Annotated in this window: 22 protein-coding genes; 4 read left to right on the plus strand and 18 right to left on the minus strand. The window is 50.2% G+C overall.

The window, feature by feature from the left end; all coding sequences use genetic code 11:
* Positions 1-26 precede the first annotated feature (26 nt).
* From EYB31_RS09965 to EYB31_RS09990, 7 genes are all read right to left on the minus strand, one after another.
* Entirely contained in the window at positions 27-1,100 is a 1,074-nt protein-coding gene (locus EYB31_RS09965) for a LacI family DNA-binding transcriptional regulator (RefSeq protein WP_131013150.1), read from the minus strand.
* 193 nt (positions 1,101-1,293) lie between these two features.
* On the minus strand, positions 1,294-1,455 hold the full coding sequence (locus tag EYB31_RS40145) for an SRPBCC family protein (RefSeq protein WP_165452320.1): 162 nt from the start codon (positions 1,453-1,455) through the stop codon (positions 1,294-1,296).
* 32 nt (positions 1,456-1,487) lie between these two features.
* Entirely contained in the window at positions 1,488-1,943 is a 456-nt protein-coding gene (locus EYB31_RS09970) for a GNAT family N-acetyltransferase (protein ID WP_131013151.1), read from the minus strand.
* A 178-nt stretch (positions 1,944-2,121) separates the two neighbouring features.
* Positions 2,122-2,679 (minus strand): elongation factor P, encoded by a 558-nt coding sequence (efp, locus tag EYB31_RS09975; protein ID WP_131013152.1) that lies wholly within the window; start codon positions 2,677-2,679, stop codon positions 2,122-2,124.
* 41 nt (positions 2,680-2,720) lie between these two features.
* Positions 2,721-3,794 (minus strand): M24 family metallopeptidase, encoded by a 1,074-nt coding sequence (locus EYB31_RS09980; RefSeq protein ID WP_131013153.1) that lies wholly within the window; start codon positions 3,792-3,794, stop codon positions 2,721-2,723.
* Positions 3,795-3,799: 5 nt separating this feature from the next.
* Entirely contained in the window at positions 3,800-4,246 is a 447-nt protein-coding gene (gene aroQ / locus EYB31_RS09985) for a type II 3-dehydroquinate dehydratase (RefSeq protein WP_131013154.1), read from the minus strand.
* A gap of 109 nt (positions 4,247-4,355) precedes the next feature.
* The gene (locus tag EYB31_RS09990; RefSeq protein WP_131013155.1) at positions 4,356-4,865 is read right to left on the minus strand and encodes a YqhR family membrane protein; all 510 of its coding nucleotides are present in this window, start codon (positions 4,863-4,865) and stop codon (positions 4,356-4,358) included.
* 247 nt (positions 4,866-5,112) lie between these two features.
* Here EYB31_RS09990 and EYB31_RS09995 point away from each other — a divergent pair, with 247 nt between their 5' ends.
* Complete coding sequence (locus EYB31_RS09995; protein WP_131013272.1) at positions 5,113-5,982, plus strand: DUF1385 domain-containing protein; 870 nt, start codon at positions 5,113-5,115, stop codon at positions 5,980-5,982.
* A gap of 12 nt (positions 5,983-5,994) precedes the next feature.
* A complete protein-coding gene (locus EYB31_RS10000; protein WP_131013156.1) occupies positions 5,995-6,270 on the plus strand; it encodes a hypothetical protein in 276 nt (91 codons plus the stop codon).
* Between the two features lie 47 nt (positions 6,271-6,317).
* Here EYB31_RS10000 and EYB31_RS10005 read toward each other — a convergent pair whose 3' ends face one another.
* A complete protein-coding gene (locus EYB31_RS10005; protein ID WP_131013157.1) occupies positions 6,318-7,289 on the minus strand; it encodes a patatin-like phospholipase family protein in 972 nt (323 codons plus the stop codon).
* Positions 7,290-7,404: 115 nt separating this feature from the next.
* Positions 7,405-7,827, minus strand: a complete 423-nt coding sequence (gene mntR / locus EYB31_RS10010; RefSeq protein ID WP_131013158.1) for a transcriptional regulator MntR — start codon at positions 7,825-7,827, stop codon at positions 7,405-7,407.
* A gap of 193 nt (positions 7,828-8,020) precedes the next feature.
* On the opposite strand from mntR, the gene splB reads away from it, so the two are divergent.
* Positions 8,021-9,079 (plus strand): spore photoproduct lyase, encoded by a 1,059-nt coding sequence (gene splB, locus EYB31_RS10015; RefSeq protein ID WP_131013159.1) that lies wholly within the window; start codon positions 8,021-8,023, stop codon positions 9,077-9,079.
* Between the two features lie 28 nt (positions 9,080-9,107).
* Here the strand turns inward: splB and EYB31_RS10020 are convergent, their stop codons facing one another.
* The 8 genes from EYB31_RS10020 to EYB31_RS10055 all read right to left on the minus strand — a co-directional run bounded on the left by EYB31_RS10020 (position 9,108) and on the right by EYB31_RS10055 (position 16,991).
* Positions 9,108-9,809 (minus strand): cytochrome c biogenesis CcdA family protein, encoded by a 702-nt coding sequence (locus tag EYB31_RS10020; RefSeq protein WP_420819431.1) that lies wholly within the window; start codon positions 9,807-9,809, stop codon positions 9,108-9,110.
* A gap of 73 nt (positions 9,810-9,882) precedes the next feature.
* Positions 9,883-10,686: a metal ABC transporter permease gene (locus tag EYB31_RS10025; protein ID WP_131013161.1), complete on the minus strand. Its 804-nt coding sequence runs from the start codon at positions 10,684-10,686 to the stop codon at positions 9,883-9,885.
* Positions 10,687-10,698: 12 nt separating this feature from the next.
* Entirely contained in the window at positions 10,699-11,451 is a 753-nt protein-coding gene (locus EYB31_RS10030) for a metal ABC transporter ATP-binding protein (protein WP_131013162.1), read from the minus strand.
* 35 nt (positions 11,452-11,486) lie between these two features.
* Positions 11,487-12,431: a metal ABC transporter substrate-binding protein gene (locus EYB31_RS10035; RefSeq protein WP_131013163.1), complete on the minus strand. Its 945-nt coding sequence runs from the start codon at positions 12,429-12,431 to the stop codon at positions 11,487-11,489.
* Between the two features lie 183 nt (positions 12,432-12,614).
* Entirely contained in the window at positions 12,615-13,688 is a 1,074-nt protein-coding gene (locus EYB31_RS10040; RefSeq protein WP_131013273.1) for a Gfo/Idh/MocA family protein, read from the minus strand.
* Positions 13,689-13,745: 57 nt separating this feature from the next.
* Positions 13,746-15,734 carry a methionine--tRNA ligase gene (gene metG / locus EYB31_RS10045; protein ID WP_131013164.1) on the minus strand — a complete coding sequence of 663 codons (1,989 nt, stop codon included), beginning with the start codon at positions 15,732-15,734 and terminating at the stop codon, positions 13,746-13,748.
* 364 nt (positions 15,735-16,098) lie between these two features.
* Entirely contained in the window at positions 16,099-16,362 is a 264-nt protein-coding gene (gene yidD, locus EYB31_RS10050; protein ID WP_131013165.1) for a membrane protein insertion efficiency factor YidD, read from the minus strand.
* A gap of 116 nt (positions 16,363-16,478) precedes the next feature.
* Positions 16,479-16,991, minus strand: coding sequence for a hypothetical protein (locus EYB31_RS10055; protein ID WP_131013166.1), 513 nt, complete (start codon positions 16,989-16,991; stop codon positions 16,479-16,481).
* A gap of 248 nt (positions 16,992-17,239) precedes the next feature.
* Between EYB31_RS10055 and EYB31_RS10060 the strand changes: the two genes are divergently transcribed.
* Positions 17,240-18,037, plus strand: a complete 798-nt coding sequence (locus tag EYB31_RS10060; RefSeq protein ID WP_131013167.1) for a hypothetical protein — start codon at positions 17,240-17,242, stop codon at positions 18,035-18,037.
* A 76-nt stretch (positions 18,038-18,113) separates the two neighbouring features.
* Here the strand turns inward: EYB31_RS10060 and EYB31_RS10065 are convergent, their stop codons facing one another.
* A complete protein-coding gene (locus EYB31_RS10065) occupies positions 18,114-19,118 on the minus strand; it encodes a bile acid:sodium symporter family protein (RefSeq protein ID WP_131013168.1) in 1,005 nt (334 codons plus the stop codon).
* Positions 19,119-19,266: the final 148 nt, after the last annotated feature.

Raw genomic sequence — 19,266 nt, forward strand, 5'->3', positions numbered from 1 at the left:
AAAAGAACGCTCTCTCCATTTCAACTTCAGAGAGGAACGTCCTGTTTGCTATCCGGCGGTCGTCCCGTTGAATCCCTATAGATAACTTCGCCCGCAATCAGCAGCTTTTCCGCAGGTTCTTTCATTTGCCCGATCCGTTCGTTTAGCCGCTCCACCGCTCTTTGGCCTAAAATCTCCTTGGGCACGTGAACCGTAGTTAACGTCGGAAGCGAACGGTACGAATTCTCGATATTGTCAAAACCGCTCACGGATACGTCTTCGGGCACCCGGATGCCAAGCGCGCCAAGCGAGTCCAGCAGATCGATTGCAATGACATCGTTGGCGCATACAAAAGCCGTCGGCGGTTCCTTCCCCTGCATACAGCGGGCCACATCCGCTTTCATCTGTTCCTTCTTCGCTTCCGCACCGTGCAAATGCAGCAGCATCGATTCCTTTGTTGCAAAGTCGAGCCCGTATTCCTCCAATGCGCTGCGGAACCCGAGCCAGCGGTCGTAAAAGCTGCGGGAATAACGAATATCGCCGACAAACATCAGGCGTTTATGCCCCAAGCCGATCAGATGCCTCGTAAGCCGCAGCATGCTGTCGTAATTGCTTGCGAATACCGTATCGGAAGGAATGAGCAGGTCCTCGTGATCCACTAACACAAACGGCATGCCTGCCCGATGCACTTCCAGCAGGATCGGGCTGGAAATTTCCCCCACGCCGATCATCCCCATGATCGCCTTCGGATTCAGCGATTGCAAGAAGCGCTCATTGCTTTGCTCCGATACGAGTATCATGCCGTGCCCGAGCTCTTCAAGTTTGAGCGAAATTCCATTCAAAATTCTGCCCCAATATAACGACTCTTTTGTTTGAAACCGGATATTGGGCATCAACACCAGCACGGCTTGTTTGTCCGGCTCCTTGCGCCCCGCGGAAACATTTTGTTTGTTCGCAAACGCTTTGGCTTGAGAGAAATAACCGAGCTGCGAAGCGGCCTGCATTACTTTCTCCCGCGTCGTTTCGCTAACGCCGCCTTGGCCCGACAGCGCCTTGGAGACGACAAACTTAGATACGCCCAAATATTCGGCAATTTGCTGCATTGTTACTTTCTTAGACATCGCGCCACCAGCCAGCTTCCGTTGAAGTTATCGCATGCAATTATAACACGGCGAGCTAACAAATTCATAGAATTAAGCTAACGTTTTCCTAACAACAAGCTTTCCGATAGTCGTTGGGTTGGGGTCAACATGCTTTTTTGCACCTATCGGATTTTTCATTAGCCGGCTTTAAAGCCAAGCGAACTTTCTCTTATTATCCCTTTTGGACGTCATTCAAACGGCGTCCCAAGTTATCCAAAGTTTCGGATATTCCCTGAACCAGCCCCATATCAAGGACGGTTTTATGAGCCTCGGCCGATACGTATTCAGCGCGGCTAATGATTGTTGTCTTGCCTTCCTGTTCGGTAAAAGTCATCGAGTTAGCGTCTGAGTTTCAGCAGCCTGAACTTATAATTCCTTCGTCATAAATACACTGTTCGGGTCTTCCTTATAATCCGCAAACGGCTGGCAATATTGAAACCCGAAACTTTCATACAGCTTTTTGGCGGGGACAAAAGCTTCCATGGAGCCTGTTTCCAGGCTTAGCCGCTTGTAGCCGCGCCGCTTGGCTTCTTCCATAATGTGGGCAAGCATCCTCCGGGCGATACCTTTCCTTACATGTGCTGAGGCCGTTCTCATCGATTTGATCTCTCCGTGCTGTCCGTCAAGCTGTTTGAGCGCCCCGCAGCCGACTAATTCCCCTTGTTCCCAAGCGCTCCAGAATGAAATTTCCGGTTTTCTTAAACCTTCCAGATTCAAGGCATGTACACTTTCCGGCGGGGAATGAAGCGCCATTCCCTGAAGATGTTCCCCGATTAATGCAGCTATTTCCGACCCGGTTAAATCATCGAGTTTAATGTCCAATCGAAATCACTCCACACTCTCTATCAATTATAAGAAAAACTTCTGATCGAATGATCAAAGCCCTTCAAAGATGAGCGACCGCTACCCAAGCGGAAATTTAAAAAAATCCCGCTCCCGCCAAAGCGGGAACAGGATTTTCCACCTGATGTTATAACTTAAGATGCAGCTTGTTCCTAACTTACGCGCGGGAGATGTATTTGCCTTCGCGTGTATCGATCAGCAGCACGTCGCCTTCATTGATAAACAATGGAACTTGAACGTTAAGGCCGGTTTCCACTTTGGCGCTTTTCGTTGCGCCCGTAGCGGTATTTCCTTTAATGCCCGGTTCGGTTTCAACAACCTTCAGCTCAACGCTGTTTGGCAAGCTGATACCGGTAATTTCACCTTGGTAACTCATGATGTTGATGTTCATGTTTTCCTTGAGGAAATTCAGTTCCCACTCCAGTTGTTTGGATGTGAGGCTGACTTGATCGTAAGTTTCCGTATCCATAAATGTATGTTCGGTGCCCGAAGCGTACAAATATTGCATTTGACGGTTTTCGATATGTGCGCGGCCTACGTTTTCACCTGCACGGAAAGTGCGCTCCACGGTATTGCCGTTGCGGATATTTTTCAGCTTGGAACGAACAAACGCTGCGCCTTTACCTGGTTTAACGTGTTGGAAGTCCAGGACTGTAAAAATGTCGCCTTCTACTTCGATGGTAAGTCCTGTTTTAAAATCGTTTACTGAGATCACTGTTTTGGCCTCCTATAATTTGGCAACTATAACAAAATGAATTAATCTATCACAATCAAGTCTTTGCTTGAGTGCGTCAAAATACGAATGCCGGTTTCGGTAATGACGATGTCGTCTTCAATCCGTACCCCGCCAAAACCCGGCAAATAAATGCCCGGCTCCACTGTAACGACCATGCCGGGTTCCAGCACCGTATCGCCCGTTTTGGATAACCGTGGCTCCTCATGAATTTCCAACCCTAAGCCGTGCCCTAAGCCATGGCCGAAATAATCGGCATACCCGTATTTAGCGATAATGCCCCGGGCAAGCTCATGCGCTTCGGTACCCTTCATGCCCGGCTTGATGTGCTCCAGAGCAAAAGCCTGCGCTTCACGCACGATGCCGTAAATTTCTTTATGTTTGTCGGTAGGTTTGCCTAATACGACCGTCCGCGTAATGTCGGAACAGTAACCTTTGTAGTAGGCGCCAAAATCAAACTTGACAAATTCGTTGTTTTGCAGGATACGCTCGCTGGCTTTGCCATGCGGCAGCGCAGAACGTTCGCCCGATGCGACAATCGTTTCGAAGGAAGGAGCGGTTGCGCCGCCGCGCCGCATGAACATCTCCAGCTCTGCGGCAAGCTCCACCTCGGAGACGCCGGACTTAATAAAAGACTGAATATGGGAGAAGGTCCGGTCGGCCAGATCGGCCGCTTCCTGGATAACCGCAATCTCATGCTCGTCTTTAACGATGCGCAGCTGTTCAATAAGCCCGTCGGTTGCAACAAGCTCAACACCGCTTAATTGGTCCTTGATGCTCAAATAGCTGCCGTAGGTCACGTCGCGCTGCTCGAATCCAAGCTTGGCGATGCCAAAACCCGCAAGCAGTTCTCTGACCGTATCCATTGGTTTGGCCGTGTGCTCCACCACTTCGTAGTGAACGGCTTGCTGAGGCGCTTGGGTCATATAGCGGAAATCCGTCAGCAGCAAGGCACGGTTTTGCGTAATCAGCACATATCCTGCCGAACCTGTAAAGCCGGTCATATATTGACGGTTAAAACTGTTCGTTACAAGCAGCGCTTCCAGTTCACGAGCTTGCATAAGCGCTCTTAATTTCGCAATTCTTGGTTGCTGCATTCGGCTCACCCCGCTTGATCTTGTAAATAGTTTACCAAGGCACGCAATCCCAATTCATAGCTCATTGCGCCGAAGCCCGCGATTTGCCCGACCGCTACAGGAGCGATGACGGACACATGACGGAACGCCTCGCGCTTATGTATATTAGACAAGTGCACCTCGACGGTAGGAATATGGATTCCACCGAAGGCATCGCGCAACGCGTAGCTGTAATGAGTAAATGCACCTGGGTTAATCAGTATGCCGTCCGTCGTACCATAGGCTTGTTGAATCCGGTCAATCAGCGCGCCTTCATGGTTCGATTGAAAAAACTCGACGCTGACGGACAATTCTTCTGCAAGCCGCCTGATATTTTGCTCGATGACATCAAGCGTAACTGTACCGTATACTCCCGGTTCCCGGATGCCCAAAAAGTTCAAATTCGGGCCGTTTAATACCAAAATGCGTTTCATAACTTCCTCCGGCTGCGACAGCAAGATTTACACCGTAGCCATTTTACCATAACCTTCCCCTATTTGTTAAGCGTATTTGTTACAAATATCGGGATAGTGCATGGCATCCTTACCGAACCGGCCTCGACCTAATGCCTTTTTTGCCGGGTTCGCGAACACGCTCATCCGTGAATTCCAACGTGATGGAATAACCGATAAACAGCCCCCACAGCACAAACAAACAGCCGTCGGTGATCAGCGTATTCCACTCAATCCGCCCAATTGAGCTCATCATACCCGAAGCCGGACCCAGGATCAAATAAAGCAGCGCCCACCAAGCGATCCCGTAAACCGCTCCCGGCCAAGGACCTTTGGCTTTCGCCATCGCCACGGCATAAATCAAAGACGCTATGATTGAAAATATAATAAAAAACAGCCATCCGACCAGCAAACCTTGCCATGTAAGCAAAAATGCATGCTTGAAAAAGGGTTCGATCAGGAATCCGGGAGTCAGCTCGGTAAATTGAAAATAATGCTCGACAATTTTCAGCGCTCCCCATATTAACCCGGCATAGAAACCGATATAAATAGCAAACCACCACTTATTTGTCGGCTTCACCGTCTCCTTCTGGGTTTTCATGGTGTGAAAGCATCCTTTCGTTATTAAGGTGTAAAGCTGGGATATGTATAGTATATGCAAAACCGGATTCAATAAACGGTAGCATTTGCATCCCGAATTCGTTAAAATAAAATAAGCTTCATCTTATTGAGGCCATTTTTCAAAAGAGACAAGGGCCATAGCCCATACAACCAGTTAGGAGAAGGTGAAGAAGTTGTCGCAAAATCAACCCGCTATTTATGGAGGACAGGCCGTTATTGAAGGTGTGATGTTCGCAGGCCAAACGGTTCATGTTACGGCGGTACGCCGGAAAGACGAATCGATCGAATATTTGGAAGTGCCGAAAACTGAAATTCCTTGGGTTCAGGCTTTGAAAAAGATCCCCTTTATCCGCGGCATTGTCGGCATTGTCGAGGCCAGTGCCAAAGGGGCGCAGCACCTCAACTTTTCGGCCGAAACGTTTGCCGAAGGAGAAGACGACACGAAGAAAGAAGAAAAGAAAGAATCCGGTTTTTCGCTGACGATGATTTTGGGCGTAGCCGTTATCGGCGTAATATCTTTCTTGTTTGGCAAGTTTGTTTTTACGCTGGTTCCGCCGGCGATCGAGCAGTTAATTTTTAGCGGCATGTTTAAAAATCAGATCGGACACAATTTGCTTGAAGGCTTGATCAAAATCATCCTGCTGATCGGCTACATTTATTTCATCTCTCTCACCCCGATGATTAAGCGGCTGTTTCAATACCATGGCGCCGAACACAAAGTCATTAGCGCTTATGAAGCCGGCGTCGACTTGACCGTCGAGAACGTGCAGAAATTCAGCACGCTCCATTACCGCTGCGGCAGCAGCTTTATCGTTTTTACCGTGCTCGTCGGCGTCATTTTATACTCCTTCTTCACATATGATTCGTTTGTAGAGCGAATTGTACAGCGTATCGTGCTGCTGCCTGTTGTGATCGGCGTATCCTATGAAGTGCTGCGGTTTACGAATAATTTGCGGGAAGTGCCGGTATTGCGTTATTTAGGATATCCCGGGCTGTGGCTGCAAAAACTGACCACAAAACAGCCGAGCGATGACATGGTGGAAGTTTCGATCGCTTCTTTTAATCGGATGAGAGAAGCCGATTTGAGAAACAAGTAAAGGGGGACGCACATGTACAGACGGTTGCCCGTTTTCGCTTATATTATTTTGGCGTTAATCGCGATCGGCATCCTTTCGCGGTTCGTCTCGGATCCGGCCGGCATGATTATTCCGGTCGCCGTATTCGGCATCGTATTTTTCCTTTACAAGTTCCCTCCCAGCAGATGGCGGCGCCAGCAGAAACCGACGCCGCGTTATGCGAAAGCCAAGGAGAAACGCAAGCAAGTTCCGTTCAAAGTTATCAACGGCAACAAACCGGACGATGACGATATGCCGAAATACCACTGATGAAAACAGCGAAACAGCGGAGAAACCCGCTGTTTTTTTGTTGGCAATTATTTTTTGCGGGACATGTACTGCTTGAAGTTATTTTCGTAATCGGACAGCTTCCATTTATTAAAGAACACTTCAGCCGAGGTGTAGCCGGATTGATACAACTTGCCGCTTTCTTCCGGGGTTATTTCAAACTGGGTCGCACGCACGCCAAGCGTAGGGATTTTGATCGTTCTGAACCGGTTATGCTCTTCGATATATCTTTCATCGTGGGCTTCTAGCATCGTCGAGAACATCGCCCGAAACATGCTGAGCGGCCCGTATATTTCATTGGGCATTGCCTGCGTTTTCCCGACCAGTTGGAAGCCGAGGGTTGGAATCATTTTCTCCATGTTATTTTCATATTGCTTGTCGAACAGCCACAGCGGAAAGTTGCTGAGCAGCGCGCCGTCAACGATATAGATGGACATGCTTTGGAACGTTTCGTTTTTTTTACGCATCGAGACCGGCTTGCGAATAATGACAGGGTCGAAAAAATAAGGGATGCTTGTGCTCATCCGGATCGCTCTGGCTACAAGAAATTTTTGCGGATCAATGCCATAATTGGCGATATCGTCGGGAAGCACCAGCAGCCGGCCCAACGTGATGTCCGATGCGATAATACGCAGCTGGTTTGGCTTTAAATCGCCGAAGGTGCGGATCCCTTTCTGCTCCAGCAGCTGGTATATCCAATATTCAAGCGCTTCTCCCGAATAAAGCCCTTTCTTGATAAACAATCGCGCCGCCGGACCGATAATTTTCGGCCTTTCAAATATCCACGACCGCTTCAGAAAAGAGGAAAAAGGCGTTTGCTCCACCAGCTTCCTTGTTTCCTCTCCCGAATATCCCGCCGCGATCAAAGAGGCGATAATCGACCCGGATGAGGTGCCGGCGACCTGATGAAACTCGATTCCTTGCTTTTCCGCCGCCGACACGGCCCCCGCCAGTGCAATCCCTTTCACTCCCCCGCCTTCAAATACGGCATTTACCTTCATCTTCGCCGCCACCTCTTCGCACACAGATTCTAGTTGTATGTATGCGCGGCGAAAATTGTCCTAGAACGACGAAAAGCTGCCGGCATGTCCGGCAGCTTCTATTTTTCTTATCGAATTATTCGGCGTCAAGTTCCGCTTTAAGCTTGTGCAATTCGGTCGCCCGCGAAGGATCGCGCCGAAAATATTCGATCAACGTTTCGATACATGTGATGGAATCCCAGCTTAAGTGATGCTCAATACCTTCCACATCCTTGTATACGGTGTCGTCCGAAACACCGATCAGCACAAGAAATTCCTCAAGCAGCTGGTGACGGTCGACAAGCCGCTTGCCCATCTTTTTCCCTTTGGAAGTAAGCACAAGACCGCGGTATTTCTCGTAAACGAGATATTTGTCCTTGTCCAGCTTCTGAATCATCTTCGTAACGGAAGAAGGATGGACCTCAAGTCCTTCCGCGATGTCGGATACGCGGGCGTATCCTTTCTCGTCGATGAGCTTGTATATTTTTTCGAGATAATCCTCCATGCTGGGCGTTGCCATTCTTGTTCCCCCTGATCTTTTGGCACACTACACATATGTAATGATAACTTGTTTTTGCTTAAAAACGCAAGTAACCGCGCTCCTAGATTTTCCCAAGAGTAACACCGATGACCGTATCAAAAAATAATCAAACGCGTACGAAAACCTATTTTACCATAATTCAAAAATAATATCCAAGGATCGAGGTGCTCATGTGACTGTCGAGCTTCAACCCAAGGTGCGTTCCACGCCGATTTTTGTTCCTGAACTTGTATATTTTGAGCCGCAAGCGCTGGATTACCCGAAAGGGCAAAGAATATGGGAATGGGCCAAACAACAAGGGTTGCCGGTGCATATTACCCCTTCTCACAACCGGATTATGAATCTCCCCGGCGACAGCGACTTGGAGAAATATAAAATTGCCAAACGAACGCTGGTGGTCGGGCTGCGCAAAACGCTGACTTTCGATCAGTCCAAGCCCTCCGCGGAATACGCCATTCCGATCGCCACAGGCTGTATGGGCCACTGCCATTATTGTTACCTGCAGACTACGCTGGGCGCCAAACCTTATATTCGGATTTACGTCAACATGGACGATATTTTGCATGCGGCCGAGAAGTATATCGTGGAACGTGCGCCGGAAATTACCCGTTTCGAAGCGGCTTGCACCTCCGACCCCGTCGGCTTGGAGCATATCGGCGGTTCGCTGAAAGATCTGATTGAATTTATGGGCAAACAGCCGCTGGGCAGGCTGCGGTTTGTGACCAAGTTCCATCATGTCGAACCGCTGCTTGACGCAAAGCACAACAAACATACGCGGTTTCGCTTTAGTGTCAATGCCGATTATGTGATCAAAAACTTCGAGCCGTCCACATCCAGCTTCGCTGAACGCATTGAGGCCGCCGGAAAGGTAGCCCGCAGCGGTTATCCGCTTGGTTTCATCATTGCCCCTATCATCTGGCACGAAGGCTGGGAGAACGGCTATGCCGAGCTGCTGCGCAAATTAAAAGACGCCGTTCCCGAGGAAGCGACGTCCGATCTGACATTTGAGCTGATCCAGCACAGGTTCACGAAAACGGCCAAACGGGTAATCGAGCAGCGTTATCCGAAAACAAAGCTGGAGCTGGACGAAACAAAACGCAAGTACAAGTGGGGCCGGTGGGGACAAGGCAAATACGTGTACCCCGACGATCAGGCGGACGCGCTTCGCGAATTCATTACGGAACGGATCTTCGAAAACTTCCCGAATGCAACGATCGACTACTTCACCTGACACGCTAACAGATTCGTTATAGCTGCTTTTAAAACTTCAGCCAATCGGGAGTGATTTGATTGAGCCAAATGGTGATTCGTGTCATACGGTCCGTGTACAGCAGGATTGCCACAATAATCATCAGCACTCCCCCGATTTTCATCAGCCTGGAGGAATAACGCAAAATCCATTTGGTGGAGCCGATGAAAAAAGCCAGCACAAAAAACGGAATGGCAAAACCTAACGAATACGCCGTGATCAGTTTAAACCAAGAACCCGGCTCCGTCGTCGCCAGCGCCAAAATCGCCGATAAAATAGGGCCTACGCAAGGCGACCAGCCGGCTGCAAAACCCATGCCGATCAGCACGGAGCCGACATAACCCGCGGGGCGCAGCTTCCACTGCAGCTTGCGTTCTTTCAGCAGCCATTGCGGCTGGAAGATGCCCAGCAGGAACAACCCCATGACCAAGATCAATATAGCGGCAATCTGTCTGATCAAATCTTTATAGTCGATGAATAAATTCGCCAGCAGCCCCGCACCCCAGCCAAGACTATAAAAAATAATCGAGAACCCGGCGATAAAACATAACGTGTGCGTGATCGTCCGCACCCGTACTTGGCTGCTGTTGCCTTCTTTCAGTTGACTGACGGAAATTCCCGTTATGTAAGATAAATAAGAAGGGTACAAAGGCAGGCAGCATGGCGAAATAAACGACGCCACCCCTGCCCATAAAGCAATCCATATGTTCATGTGTTCCACTGGTTAGGCCCTCCTAAGAACTTTGCTGTAAGCAAAGTTCACTACGTAAGCATTCACGTAAACGTCAGCGTCTGAGCGCCCATTTGCCGACAAGCGTACAAATCAGCACAGCGATCAACAGCAGCACAACCGTCGCGCCGGGAGCCCAGTTCCATACGCCTGCGGCGATCAAGCCGCCGAGCACGCATAGCTCCGAGAAAATAACGGCAAGAACCACCGTATTTTTGAAGCTTCTGGATACGATAAGGCTGCAGGCGACCGGAATTGTAAGCAGCGAAGAAACAAGGAGCGCGCCAACGATTTTAATCGATACGCTGATGACCAGAGCCGTCAGCATCGTAATCAAAATGTTGTAGCCGCGCAGCGGCAGCCCGCTTACGCCTGCGGCGTCTTCATCGAAAAAAAGCAGGAACATCTCTTTGAAATTGGTCAGCACGACAACTAACACAAGACAAGCGACGCCCGCTACGACCCACAAATCGGTAGAATCCAGCGTATACACGCTGCCGAAGAAATAACTCATCACGTTCATATTAAATCCTTTGCCAAACGTGAAAAGCAGTGTCGCCAGGGCTACTCCCCCCGACATGATGATGGCTATGGATAACTCCGCGTAAGTGCGGTAGGCTTTGCGAAGCCTTTCAATGGCAAACGAAGCAAGCAGCGCAAACAGCAGACCGACGGCAACCGGATATACACCCAGCAGAAAGCCAAGAGCTACCCCCGCAATCGATACGTGAGCCAGCGTGTCGCCAATCATCGAAAGTCTGCGCAGCACAAGAAATACGCCCATTAGCGGCGCGGTTAAACCGATCAGCGCCCCGCCCAGCAGCGCCCGTTGAAAAAAGTACTCCTGAAAAATATCCAATCCGCTCTCTCCTTACAGCTGCAGCGAATGAGTCAGATTTGTCTCCAGACAATCCTCTGGCTCATGTGTATGCTTGACGAAAAATTTCAAGCCGCCGCACGCTTGTACAGGCTCATTCCCTAAATAGCTTTGGAGCATGTCCAAATCATGGGTGACCATAACAAACGTAATATGATGATGCTGGTGCATATGACGTATCAGCTGAAAAAAATCTGCTTGCGTTCTCGCATCGATGCCCACCGTCGGCTCATCCAATATGAGCAGCCGCGGGTTATTGATCAGCGCCCGCGCCAAAAATACGCGCTGCTGCTGCCCGCCCGACAGCTGTCCGATCCGCCGGTCGGCTAAATCCTCGATGCTCATCGAACGCATCGCGTCTTCGCATTTCTGATAGTCGGCTTTGGTCAATCTGCGGAACATTTTCTTCTTCCCGTACAACCCGGATAAGACAACTTCCTTCACGGTTGCGGGAAACAACGGGTTGAGCGAATTTTTTTGCGGCACATAACCGACGAGGTCCCAGTCGCGGAATCCGCCGACCGGCTCTCCAAACAACTTGATCTGTCCTTGGGACGGCTTCAACAGGCCGACCATCATTCGCAGCAGGGTCGTTTTGCCGGCCCCGTTGGAGCCGACAAGCCCCACAAAATCCCGCTCCAAAATGTCAAAACATAAGTCGTCTATGACTTTTTTTTGCTCGTAGAAAAAAAAGACGCCATCGATGGAGACGACGCTCTGATGACAGCCTGCATTTTTACCGTTCATATATCGCTCCCGGCCCTTTTCTCAAAAATATATTCCTATTGTAGCGCTTTTATTAAATATTTCAAATTGGTTTTCATAACTGACACATAATCTTCACCGGATTTCAGCTGATCTTCGTTTAAACCTTCCAGCGGATTAAGCACAAGCGTCTCGATTCCCGCATCTTTGGCCAGCGTTTTGGCCAGCTTATCGGATACAAGCTCCTCAAAAAATATATATTTAACGCCGTGTTCTTTAATGAATGCATTAATTTGCTGAATATCTTTGGACGTCGGCTCCGCATCCGGAGAAAGTCCCATAATCGCCCGCTGCGTTAATCCGTATTCTTTGCACAAATACCCGAATGCACTGTGCGATACGACGATTTCTTTTTTTGGCAGCGGCGCAAGCGCCTGCTTGTATTCTTCATGCAGCTTGGCAAGCTGCTCGGCATATGCGGCATAATTTTTCTCGTAATCGGCCTGATTCGCCGGATCGGCCTTCACCAGCGCATCTTTAATGACAAGCGCCATCTTTTGCGCGTTAACGGGACTTAACCATGCATGGGGATCCCATTCGCCTTCATGCGCATCGTCCTTATGGCCATGCTCATGATCTTCTTCCGCCGCGCGGATCAAATTCAGGCCTTTGCTTGTTTCTACCGGCTTCACCTTCGCATCCGGCTTCAAGCTGCCCAAGAAATCGTTAACCCAACCTTCAAAACCAGCTCCAAGATATACAAACAGGTCCGCTTGGGTCAAATTTTTCATATCTCTGCTTTTCGGTGACCAATCGTGCGGTTCCACACCGGCAGGCACCAAATTCATCACATTGACGTGATCGCCGCCGATTTTTTGCGTAAAGTCATATAAAGGATAAAAGCTGACAATGACATTCACCTTGCCCGCTACGATTCCTTGCTTTGGCGCCCCGCAAGCCGTTAATGTCAAAGCCCCCGTCAGCAGCAATATAAGAAGAATTAGGACCGGTTTTCGAATCATACTAGCACTCCTTTGGTTAACTCTTAATCGTAATTTTTTTTATTAATTGTACATTGGAATTATAAAGGGCTGCTGTCCGGTTGTCAAGGCGATTTCTCCGCTTTTTCATGCACAAAAAAGCGTCCCAACGCTGTCTCCAGTGTCAGAACGCTTCTTTCCTGCCGGTTATGGTGAGATGTTATGTTACTCGACGCGAACCGCTTGCTGCTGGGCGATCAGACAAAGCTCAGCCGCTTTAAACGCATGCTCTTGAGTCATTGCATTTTCAGTACGGTTGATGCAATCGAGAATCAGCTGGCCAAAGAACGGGAAGCCGACTTGTCCACCGAGGGTATAATGCTTCTCGCCTTCGTGGTTAACGAGGTACAGCTGGTCGCCTTTCGGATCCCGGGCAACATCGATATATTTGCGCAGCTCGATATAACCGTCCGTACCCAAAATAATCGTCCTGCCGTCTCCCCATGTGCCTAGGCCTTTTGGCGTCAGCCAGTCGACACGGAAATAGCTGGTCGCGCCGTTGTCCGCGGTTAGCGATGCGTCGCCAAAGTCCTCAAGCTCCGGATAATCTTTGTTGTTGTAATTGGCGATTCGGCTGGAAGTTACCTTTGCGTCTTTGGCTCCCGTGAAGAACAAAAATTGTTCGATCTGGTGGCTCCCGATATCGCAAAGGATACCGCCGTATTTATCATGCTGGAAAAACCATTCCGGGCGGGAAGGCGCGTTTAAACGGTGCGGTCCGGTTCCGATTACTTGCACGACCCTGCCGATCGCTCCGTCCTGGATGAGCTGACCCGCGAATACCGCGCTTTCCACGTGAAGTCTTTCGCTGTAATACACCATGTACTTGCGTCCCGTCTCATTTACGACAGCACGGGCTTCCTCGAGCTGCTCCAGCTTGGTAAACGGCGTCTTGTCGGTAAAGTAGTCCTTGCCCGCCTTCATCACCTGAACGCCAAGCGGCCCCCGTTCGCTTGGAACGGCTGCGGCTGCGACCAGCTTGATGGATGGATCGTTTAAGATTTCGTCCAGCGAGGCGGCAGCTTGAGCTTGCGGAAACTTCGCCACAAATGCCGCGACTTTCTCGGGATCCGGATCGTACACCTTGACAAGATCGGCTCCGGCTTCAACCAAGCCGTTGCACATGCCGTAAATATGCCCATGATCGAGAGCTACAGCGGCGAAAGCAAACTCTCCTTGCGATACGACCGGATTCGGCTTGCCCTGCGGGGCATAGTTCATACCGTCACTTTTTTGCACCATGTTCTAAAGGCCTCCCATGAATGGAAAATCGATTATTGTTCACGTTAACAATATCTATTTTACCACTGATCCTACCGGGATGTCATCAGCAACCGTTGCTAAAGTTAATTGATCTCCATGAGAAGCTGCCAAAATCATGCCTTGGGACAGCTCGCCGCGCAGTTTGACCGGTTTCAGGTTGGCAACCAGGATCACTTTGCGTCCAACCATTTGCTCGGGCGTATAATATTTGGCAATGCCGGATACAACTTGACGTTGCTCCGTTCCCAGGTCCAGCTGCAGCTTCAGCAGCTTATCTGCCTTCTCTATCCGTTCGGCGGAAATGACTTGCGCAACACGCAATTCCACCTTGGCAAAATCGTCGATAGCGATTTCTTCCTTCGGATCGGCAGCCGGAGCGGCCGCAGCTTTTTCTGCAGCCGGTTTCGCCGGTTCGGCAGCGGCCGGCTGTCCGCCGCCCATTTCGCTGACGATATAAGCCACTTCTTTCTCCACATCAAGCCGCGGGAACAGGTTCTCGCCCTTCTGTACACGAATGCCGGAAGGCAGCTGCCCGAATGTACGGATGCTGTCCCATGAAGCCAATTCGCTAAGCTGTTCGGACGTTATGCCCAACTGCTGCCATATTTTCCCCGGCGTTCCGGTCATGAACGGCTGCAGCGCAACCGCGGCAATACGCAGGCTTTCGGCCAAACAATACATAACCGAACCTAAAGTATCCCGCTTGGACTCGTCTTTAACCATTGCCCATGGCTGCGTTTCGTCGATGTATTTATTGGTGCGGCTAATTCCCTGCCAAATCGCCGCAAGTGCTGTGGAGAACTCCATCTGATCCATAGCTGCCTCCGCTTGCGCGACGGAAGACTGAATCGTTTCGATCAGAACGCGGTCAAACTCCGTTGCGTCCGGAATATAACGCGGAATGACGCCGTTGAAATATTTGTCGATCATGACCACGGTTCTGCTGAGCAAATTGCCGAGGTCGTTGGCCAAGTCGAAATTCACCCGCTCCACAAAGCTTTCCGGCGTAAACGTGCCATCCGAGCCAAACGGCACTTCCCTCATTAAATAATAACGCAGCGCGTCCAGTCCGTAGCGGTCGATCAGCGTCAGCGGATCCACTACGTTGCCCTTGGATTTGGACATTTTACCGTCCTTCATCAGCAACCAGCCGTGGGCAAACACTTTCTTCGGCAGCGGCAGCCCAAGCGCCATCAGCATAATCGGCCAATAAATCGTATGGAAGCGGACGATCTCTTTGGACATCAGGTGCACGTCGGCAGGCCAATATTTCTTGAATTTGCTGTCGTCGTCGCTTCCATAACCAAGCGCGGTAATGTAGTTGGACAACGCATCGATCCAGACGTAAATGACATGTTTGGGATTGCCGGGAACTTTGACGCCCCAGTCAAACGTCGTCCGGGAAACCGCCAAATCCTCCAAACCCGGCTTAATGAAGTTGTTGATCATTTCGTTTTTACGTGATTCCGGCTGGATAAAACCCGGGTTTTCCTCGTAATACTGCAGCAAACGGTCGGCATACTGGCTCATCCGGAAGTAATAAATTTCCTCCGTCAGCCATTCGACCGGCCGGCCGCAATCGGGACATTTGCCATCCACCAGCTTGCTTTCCAGGAAAAACGACTCGCATGGCGTACAATACCAGCCTTTATATTCGCCCAAATAAATATCGCCTTGGTCCATCAACTGCTTAAAAATGCTTTCGACGACCCGCTTGTGGCGGTCTTCGGTTGTGCGGATAAAGTCGTCATAGGAAATATCGAGTTTGTTCCACAGCTCCTTGATGCCGCTGACAATATCGTCGACGAATTGCTGTGGCGATTTGCCTTTCTCTTGCGCTTTGCGCTCAATTTTTTGCCCATGCTCGTCGGTACCGGTCAAATACATGACATCGAAGCCGCGCAAGCGCTTGTAGCGGGCGGTCACATCTCCGGCCACCGTGGAATATGCATGGCCGATGTGCAGCTTATCGCTCGGGTAATAAATCGGTGTAGTGATATAAAACGTTTTTTCATTGGACATACGAAATCGACACCCTTTCTTCATTTTGGCTGAAAATGCAAAAAAGCCCCATCCCTTTGGGACGGAAGCTGGCAGCTCCGCGGTACCACCCAATTTCCAATGCGGCTTGCGCCGGCAGAGGCTCTTGTTCAGTCTTGCGACTTTCCGTTAACGCTGGAACGCGGCTGCGGCTAACCATCGATGCTCATGTGATCAAAGCATCCGGCTCGCGGCGGCTTCCTCCCGGACCATATTCCCCTGTCTCCCCTATACCGGCTTTCACCTGTCCCGGCTCTCTGTTATAGGTTATTGCAAGGTACTCATCCGTTCATGGGAAAAAATGTTTATAACTAGCAATATAGCTAGATTGCAAACGATTGTCAAGTTAACGGGCTGCTTTTGGGCCTGGATGCGCATCCTCAGCTTGTCCATTCCCCGCACGAGGCACCGGATCGAAACCTCCGGGATGAAACGGATGGCATTTGCAAATACGTTTCACAGCAAGCCACGAACCTTTAGTCGCGCCGTGAAGCTCCAAAGCCTCAAGCGCATAAGCCGAACAGGTCGGATAAAAACGGCAGGTCGGCGGCTTCAGCGGCGATATGAACTTCCGGTAAAACCGGACGGAACCGGACAGAAGTTTTTTCATATGCGGGACTCCTCTTCGCCGTAATCGGCTGAGCCGATTGCACGAAACCGGCTCCTAGCCCCACTATAAAATAGTTCCCCGGCGAAGTCAAATACGCGCCGCCGCCAACCATCCGGTTAGTTCTTATGTTTTTTCTGTTTTGCGTGGATCTCCTGACTCAGCTGCTTGCTTGTTTTGCCGGCAGTGTCAATACCCAGGTTTGCCGCCTGCGCCTGCAGCTTCTGAAGCTGCTCGGTTTTCTTCTGGGCGATGACCGCTTTGCGTTTCTCATGAATTGCCGCAGACAACTCCTTGGCCGACTTGCCGTTGGTATCGATGCCCAGCTTGGCTGCTTCTGCCTGCAGCTGCTTCATAACTTCTTGCTTTTTTTGTTCGGCCAGCACTTTGCGTTTGGCAAGCACTTCGCTTTCCAGCTGTTTATCGGATTTCCCCGCCGTGCTGATGCCCAGCTTTTCCGCTTCCGCTTTCAGCTTTGCCGCCTTTTCCTCAGGGGTGAGTGTTTTTTTGACGTGAGCCGCTCCGGTCCCCGTATTGGCCGTTGTGGCCGTGTTCGCTGCAGTTGCGATACCAGCGCCGGCTAATAACAAAACGCCGGCTAATCCGGCAATCATCCATTTTTGCTTGAACATGTAAAAATCCCTCCGACCGCCTATGTACATCTGACAAATTATTCCGTCAGCTATTGTTTTCATCATATCATATAATTATGACGTTTTTGTTAAGATTTGCGAAGGAGAAAAAGATTAGGCATTAAGCTCAATTTAAGCTGCTTTTTATGCTGGCCTAAGTTTACCGTCACGTTCTCTTCATAACTGTGCAATACGATAAGGAACGAAAAGAGCAGTTAACCCTTTATTCGGGAAAGGTGGAGAGAATCATGACCCAATCAAACAAATTTTTCATCACGACCGTAACCGCTGCATTCTTATTTGGCGGGGCTTGGTCGGGCGCATTGATCCCCAAAGCATTTGCAGAAGACGCCGCAGTTTCCGCAGCCGCTTCGCAAGCAAGCACCCAGGACCCGATCGATGCAGCCAACCAGGCCGGAATTCAGCTGGACCTCGATCATATTGTCGACAACAGCGCCACGATTCTCGACATGGACTACGCGGATTTGAAAGATTTGCTGGCTTCCGGCAAAAGCCTGATGGAGATTGCCCAATATTCGGAGAGCAATCAACAAGATTTTGAGAGTTCGATAATATCCATATCCTTGCAAGGGATTGACAACGCAATAAACAACGGGCTTCTGAGCGGCGATCAATCCGCGCAATTAATCAGCGAGGTGCGGCAACGGATCAGCAGCGCCATCAATCAGGCCGGCTACCAGGACCCGGTTCCCTCCGTCCCCCAGGCACCGGTCGTTGATCCAGCCCAGTCGGTCGATCTGGGTCTGGACAAAATCGTAGCTTTGTCGACGATTTATTTGAACATGGAGTATATCGATGTGGAGGACGCTCTGAAAGACGGGAAAAGTTTGGACGATATCGCTCAATCCGCCGGGAAAAGCGACTCCTTCCTCAAAAGCCAATTGCTTGATTACGCCACCCAAAACATCCAAAGTGCGGTCAATAACGAAACGATCTCAGATGAACAAGCTGCGGATTTAAAAACAAAAGCCGAAGCTGCGGTCGTTAAAGCACTGGCAACGCCCGGTTATCAGGATCACGTATAACAGAAAACAAGCCCCCGTGTGGCCTTCTTTGAGGCCTTGCGGGGGCTTTTCGCGTGTTGACTGGATTACGACGGCATTACGCCGTGATGTTCCGTTCGCCTGCAGCCGCAGGTTTGGCCGCCTGAGCGTCACTGCCGCTGCCGTACCTGGAACGCAGCAAAAAGGCGTAAAACGAAGCTAATATTTGCTGGAACAACATGCCGATAATGACGGGCATCGCCACCGGAGCGGGAAAATACGTCGTTGCCAGCACAGCTCCCGCACTGATGTTGCGCATGCCGCTATTAAACGTAAGGGCGACGATAATCCCGCGGTCCCATTTCATCAGCCTCGCAACCAACCAGCCAATGGCGTATGCGGAAGCGGCCATACATAAAACGGCGATGAAAATAACGAGAAGTTTACGGTCAAACTGCTTTAAATATGGAGCAACTACCGAGCTGTTGATCGCAACAACAACACCAAGCGCAAGTTTGGAAAAAGGCGCCAGCGGCGCACCCAGCTTTTCTTTGGCCGTACCGCCGCTCCACTTATTAAGCACCATCCCGGCTATCGAAGGCAATACCACCATCCAGAACAACCCCTTCATTAAATCGAAGGTATTGAACACCACTTCCGCCCCAACCAGCAAATGAAGCGTATAAGGAACGAGGAACGGCGACAGGAACGTATCGATCAATATGAGCGATATCGTTAACGCCACATTGCCTTTATAGATCGACACCCACATCAGACTGATAACGCCGGTCGGAATCGTAAAAGCAAGCAGAACTCCCGTAATGGTGTACGCATCGCCGGGAAAAATGATGTTTCCGGCGGTGAGCGCAACGATCGGCATCACCACGTGAAGCACCGTCAGGCAGACAAGTAGCGGATAAGGATGAAGAATAACGCGAGCCAAATCTTTGAAGCTGGAGCCAAGGCTGCCGGCAAACGTCATTCCCGCAAAAATCCACGGCACCAAAAAGGCGTACGGCTTCAGCCAGGTCGCCAACAGCACTCCTAACACAACGCCGATCGGTGTGAGCACAGGCATTACTTTTTCCAGCTTCTTGTTCAGCTTGCTGAGCGCTATATACATATAAGCGTACCTCTCTTTTGTTGGTTGACTGGAGCGGCAACATCGCCGCCGCCATCTCATTGTAGCACAAGAAGAAGCCTTACCGGGCAAGAAGTTTCACGTGAACAATATGCGGCTGAAAAAACTCTCCGGTCGGAGAGTTTTTCAA

This window comes from Paenibacillus thalictri (assembly GCF_004307995.1).
Lineage (GTDB): Bacteria > Bacillota > Bacilli > Paenibacillales > NBRC-103111 > Paenibacillus_AF > Paenibacillus_AF thalictri.

What these genes read in the sequence shown, in the direction of transcription:
- EYB31_RS09965 (WP_131013150.1), bottom strand. Translation starts at nt 1,100, where the DNA reads ATGTCTAAGAAAGTAACAATGCAGCAAATTGCCGAATATTTGGGCGTA.
- EYB31_RS40145 (WP_165452320.1), bottom strand. Translation starts at nt 1,455, where the DNA reads ATGACTTTTACCGAACAGGAAGGCAAGACAACAATCATTAGCCGCGCT.
- EYB31_RS09980 (WP_131013153.1), bottom strand. Translation starts at nt 3,794, where the DNA reads ATGCAGCAACCAAGAATTGCGAAATTAAGAGCGCTTATGCAAGCTCGT.
- aroQ (WP_131013154.1), bottom strand. Translation starts at nt 4,246, where the DNA reads ATGAAACGCATTTTGGTATTAAACGGCCCGAATTTGAACTTTTTGGGC.
- EYB31_RS09990 (WP_131013155.1), bottom strand. Translation starts at nt 4,865, where the DNA reads ATGAAAACCCAGAAGGAGACGGTGAAGCCGACAAATAAGTGGTGGTTT.
- EYB31_RS09995 (WP_131013272.1), top strand. Translation starts at nt 5,113, where the DNA reads ATGTTCGCAGGCCAAACGGTTCATGTTACGGCGGTACGCCGGAAAGAC.
- EYB31_RS10000 (WP_131013156.1), top strand. Translation starts at nt 5,995, where the DNA reads ATGTACAGACGGTTGCCCGTTTTCGCTTATATTATTTTGGCGTTAATC.
- EYB31_RS10005 (WP_131013157.1), bottom strand. Translation starts at nt 7,289, where the DNA reads ATGAAGGTAAATGCCGTATTTGAAGGCGGGGGAGTGAAAGGGATTGCA.
- mntR (WP_131013158.1), bottom strand. Translation starts at nt 7,827, where the DNA reads ATGGCAACGCCCAGCATGGAGGATTATCTCGAAAAAATATACAAGCTC.
- EYB31_RS10020 (WP_420819431.1), bottom strand. Translation starts at nt 9,809, where the DNA reads ATGAACATATGGATTGCTTTATGGGCAGGGGTGGCGTCGTTTATTTCG.
- EYB31_RS10030 (WP_131013162.1), bottom strand. Translation starts at nt 11,451, where the DNA reads ATGAACGGTAAAAATGCAGGCTGTCATCAGAGCGTCGTCTCCATCGAT.
- EYB31_RS10035 (WP_131013163.1), bottom strand. Translation starts at nt 12,431, where the DNA reads ATGATTCGAAAACCGGTCCTAATTCTTCTTATATTGCTGCTGACGGGG.
- metG (WP_131013164.1), bottom strand. Translation starts at nt 15,734, where the DNA reads ATGTCCAATGAAAAAACGTTTTATATCACTACACCGATTTATTACCCG.
- yidD (WP_131013165.1), bottom strand. Translation starts at nt 16,362, where the DNA reads ATGAAAAAACTTCTGTCCGGTTCCGTCCGGTTTTACCGGAAGTTCATA.
- EYB31_RS10055 (WP_131013166.1), bottom strand. Translation starts at nt 16,991, where the DNA reads ATGTTCAAGCAAAAATGGATGATTGCCGGATTAGCCGGCGTTTTGTTA.
- EYB31_RS10060 (WP_131013167.1), top strand. Translation starts at nt 17,240, where the DNA reads ATGACCCAATCAAACAAATTTTTCATCACGACCGTAACCGCTGCATTC.
- EYB31_RS10065 (WP_131013168.1), bottom strand. Translation starts at nt 19,118, where the DNA reads ATGTATATAGCGCTCAGCAAGCTGAACAAGAAGCTGGAAAAAGTAATG.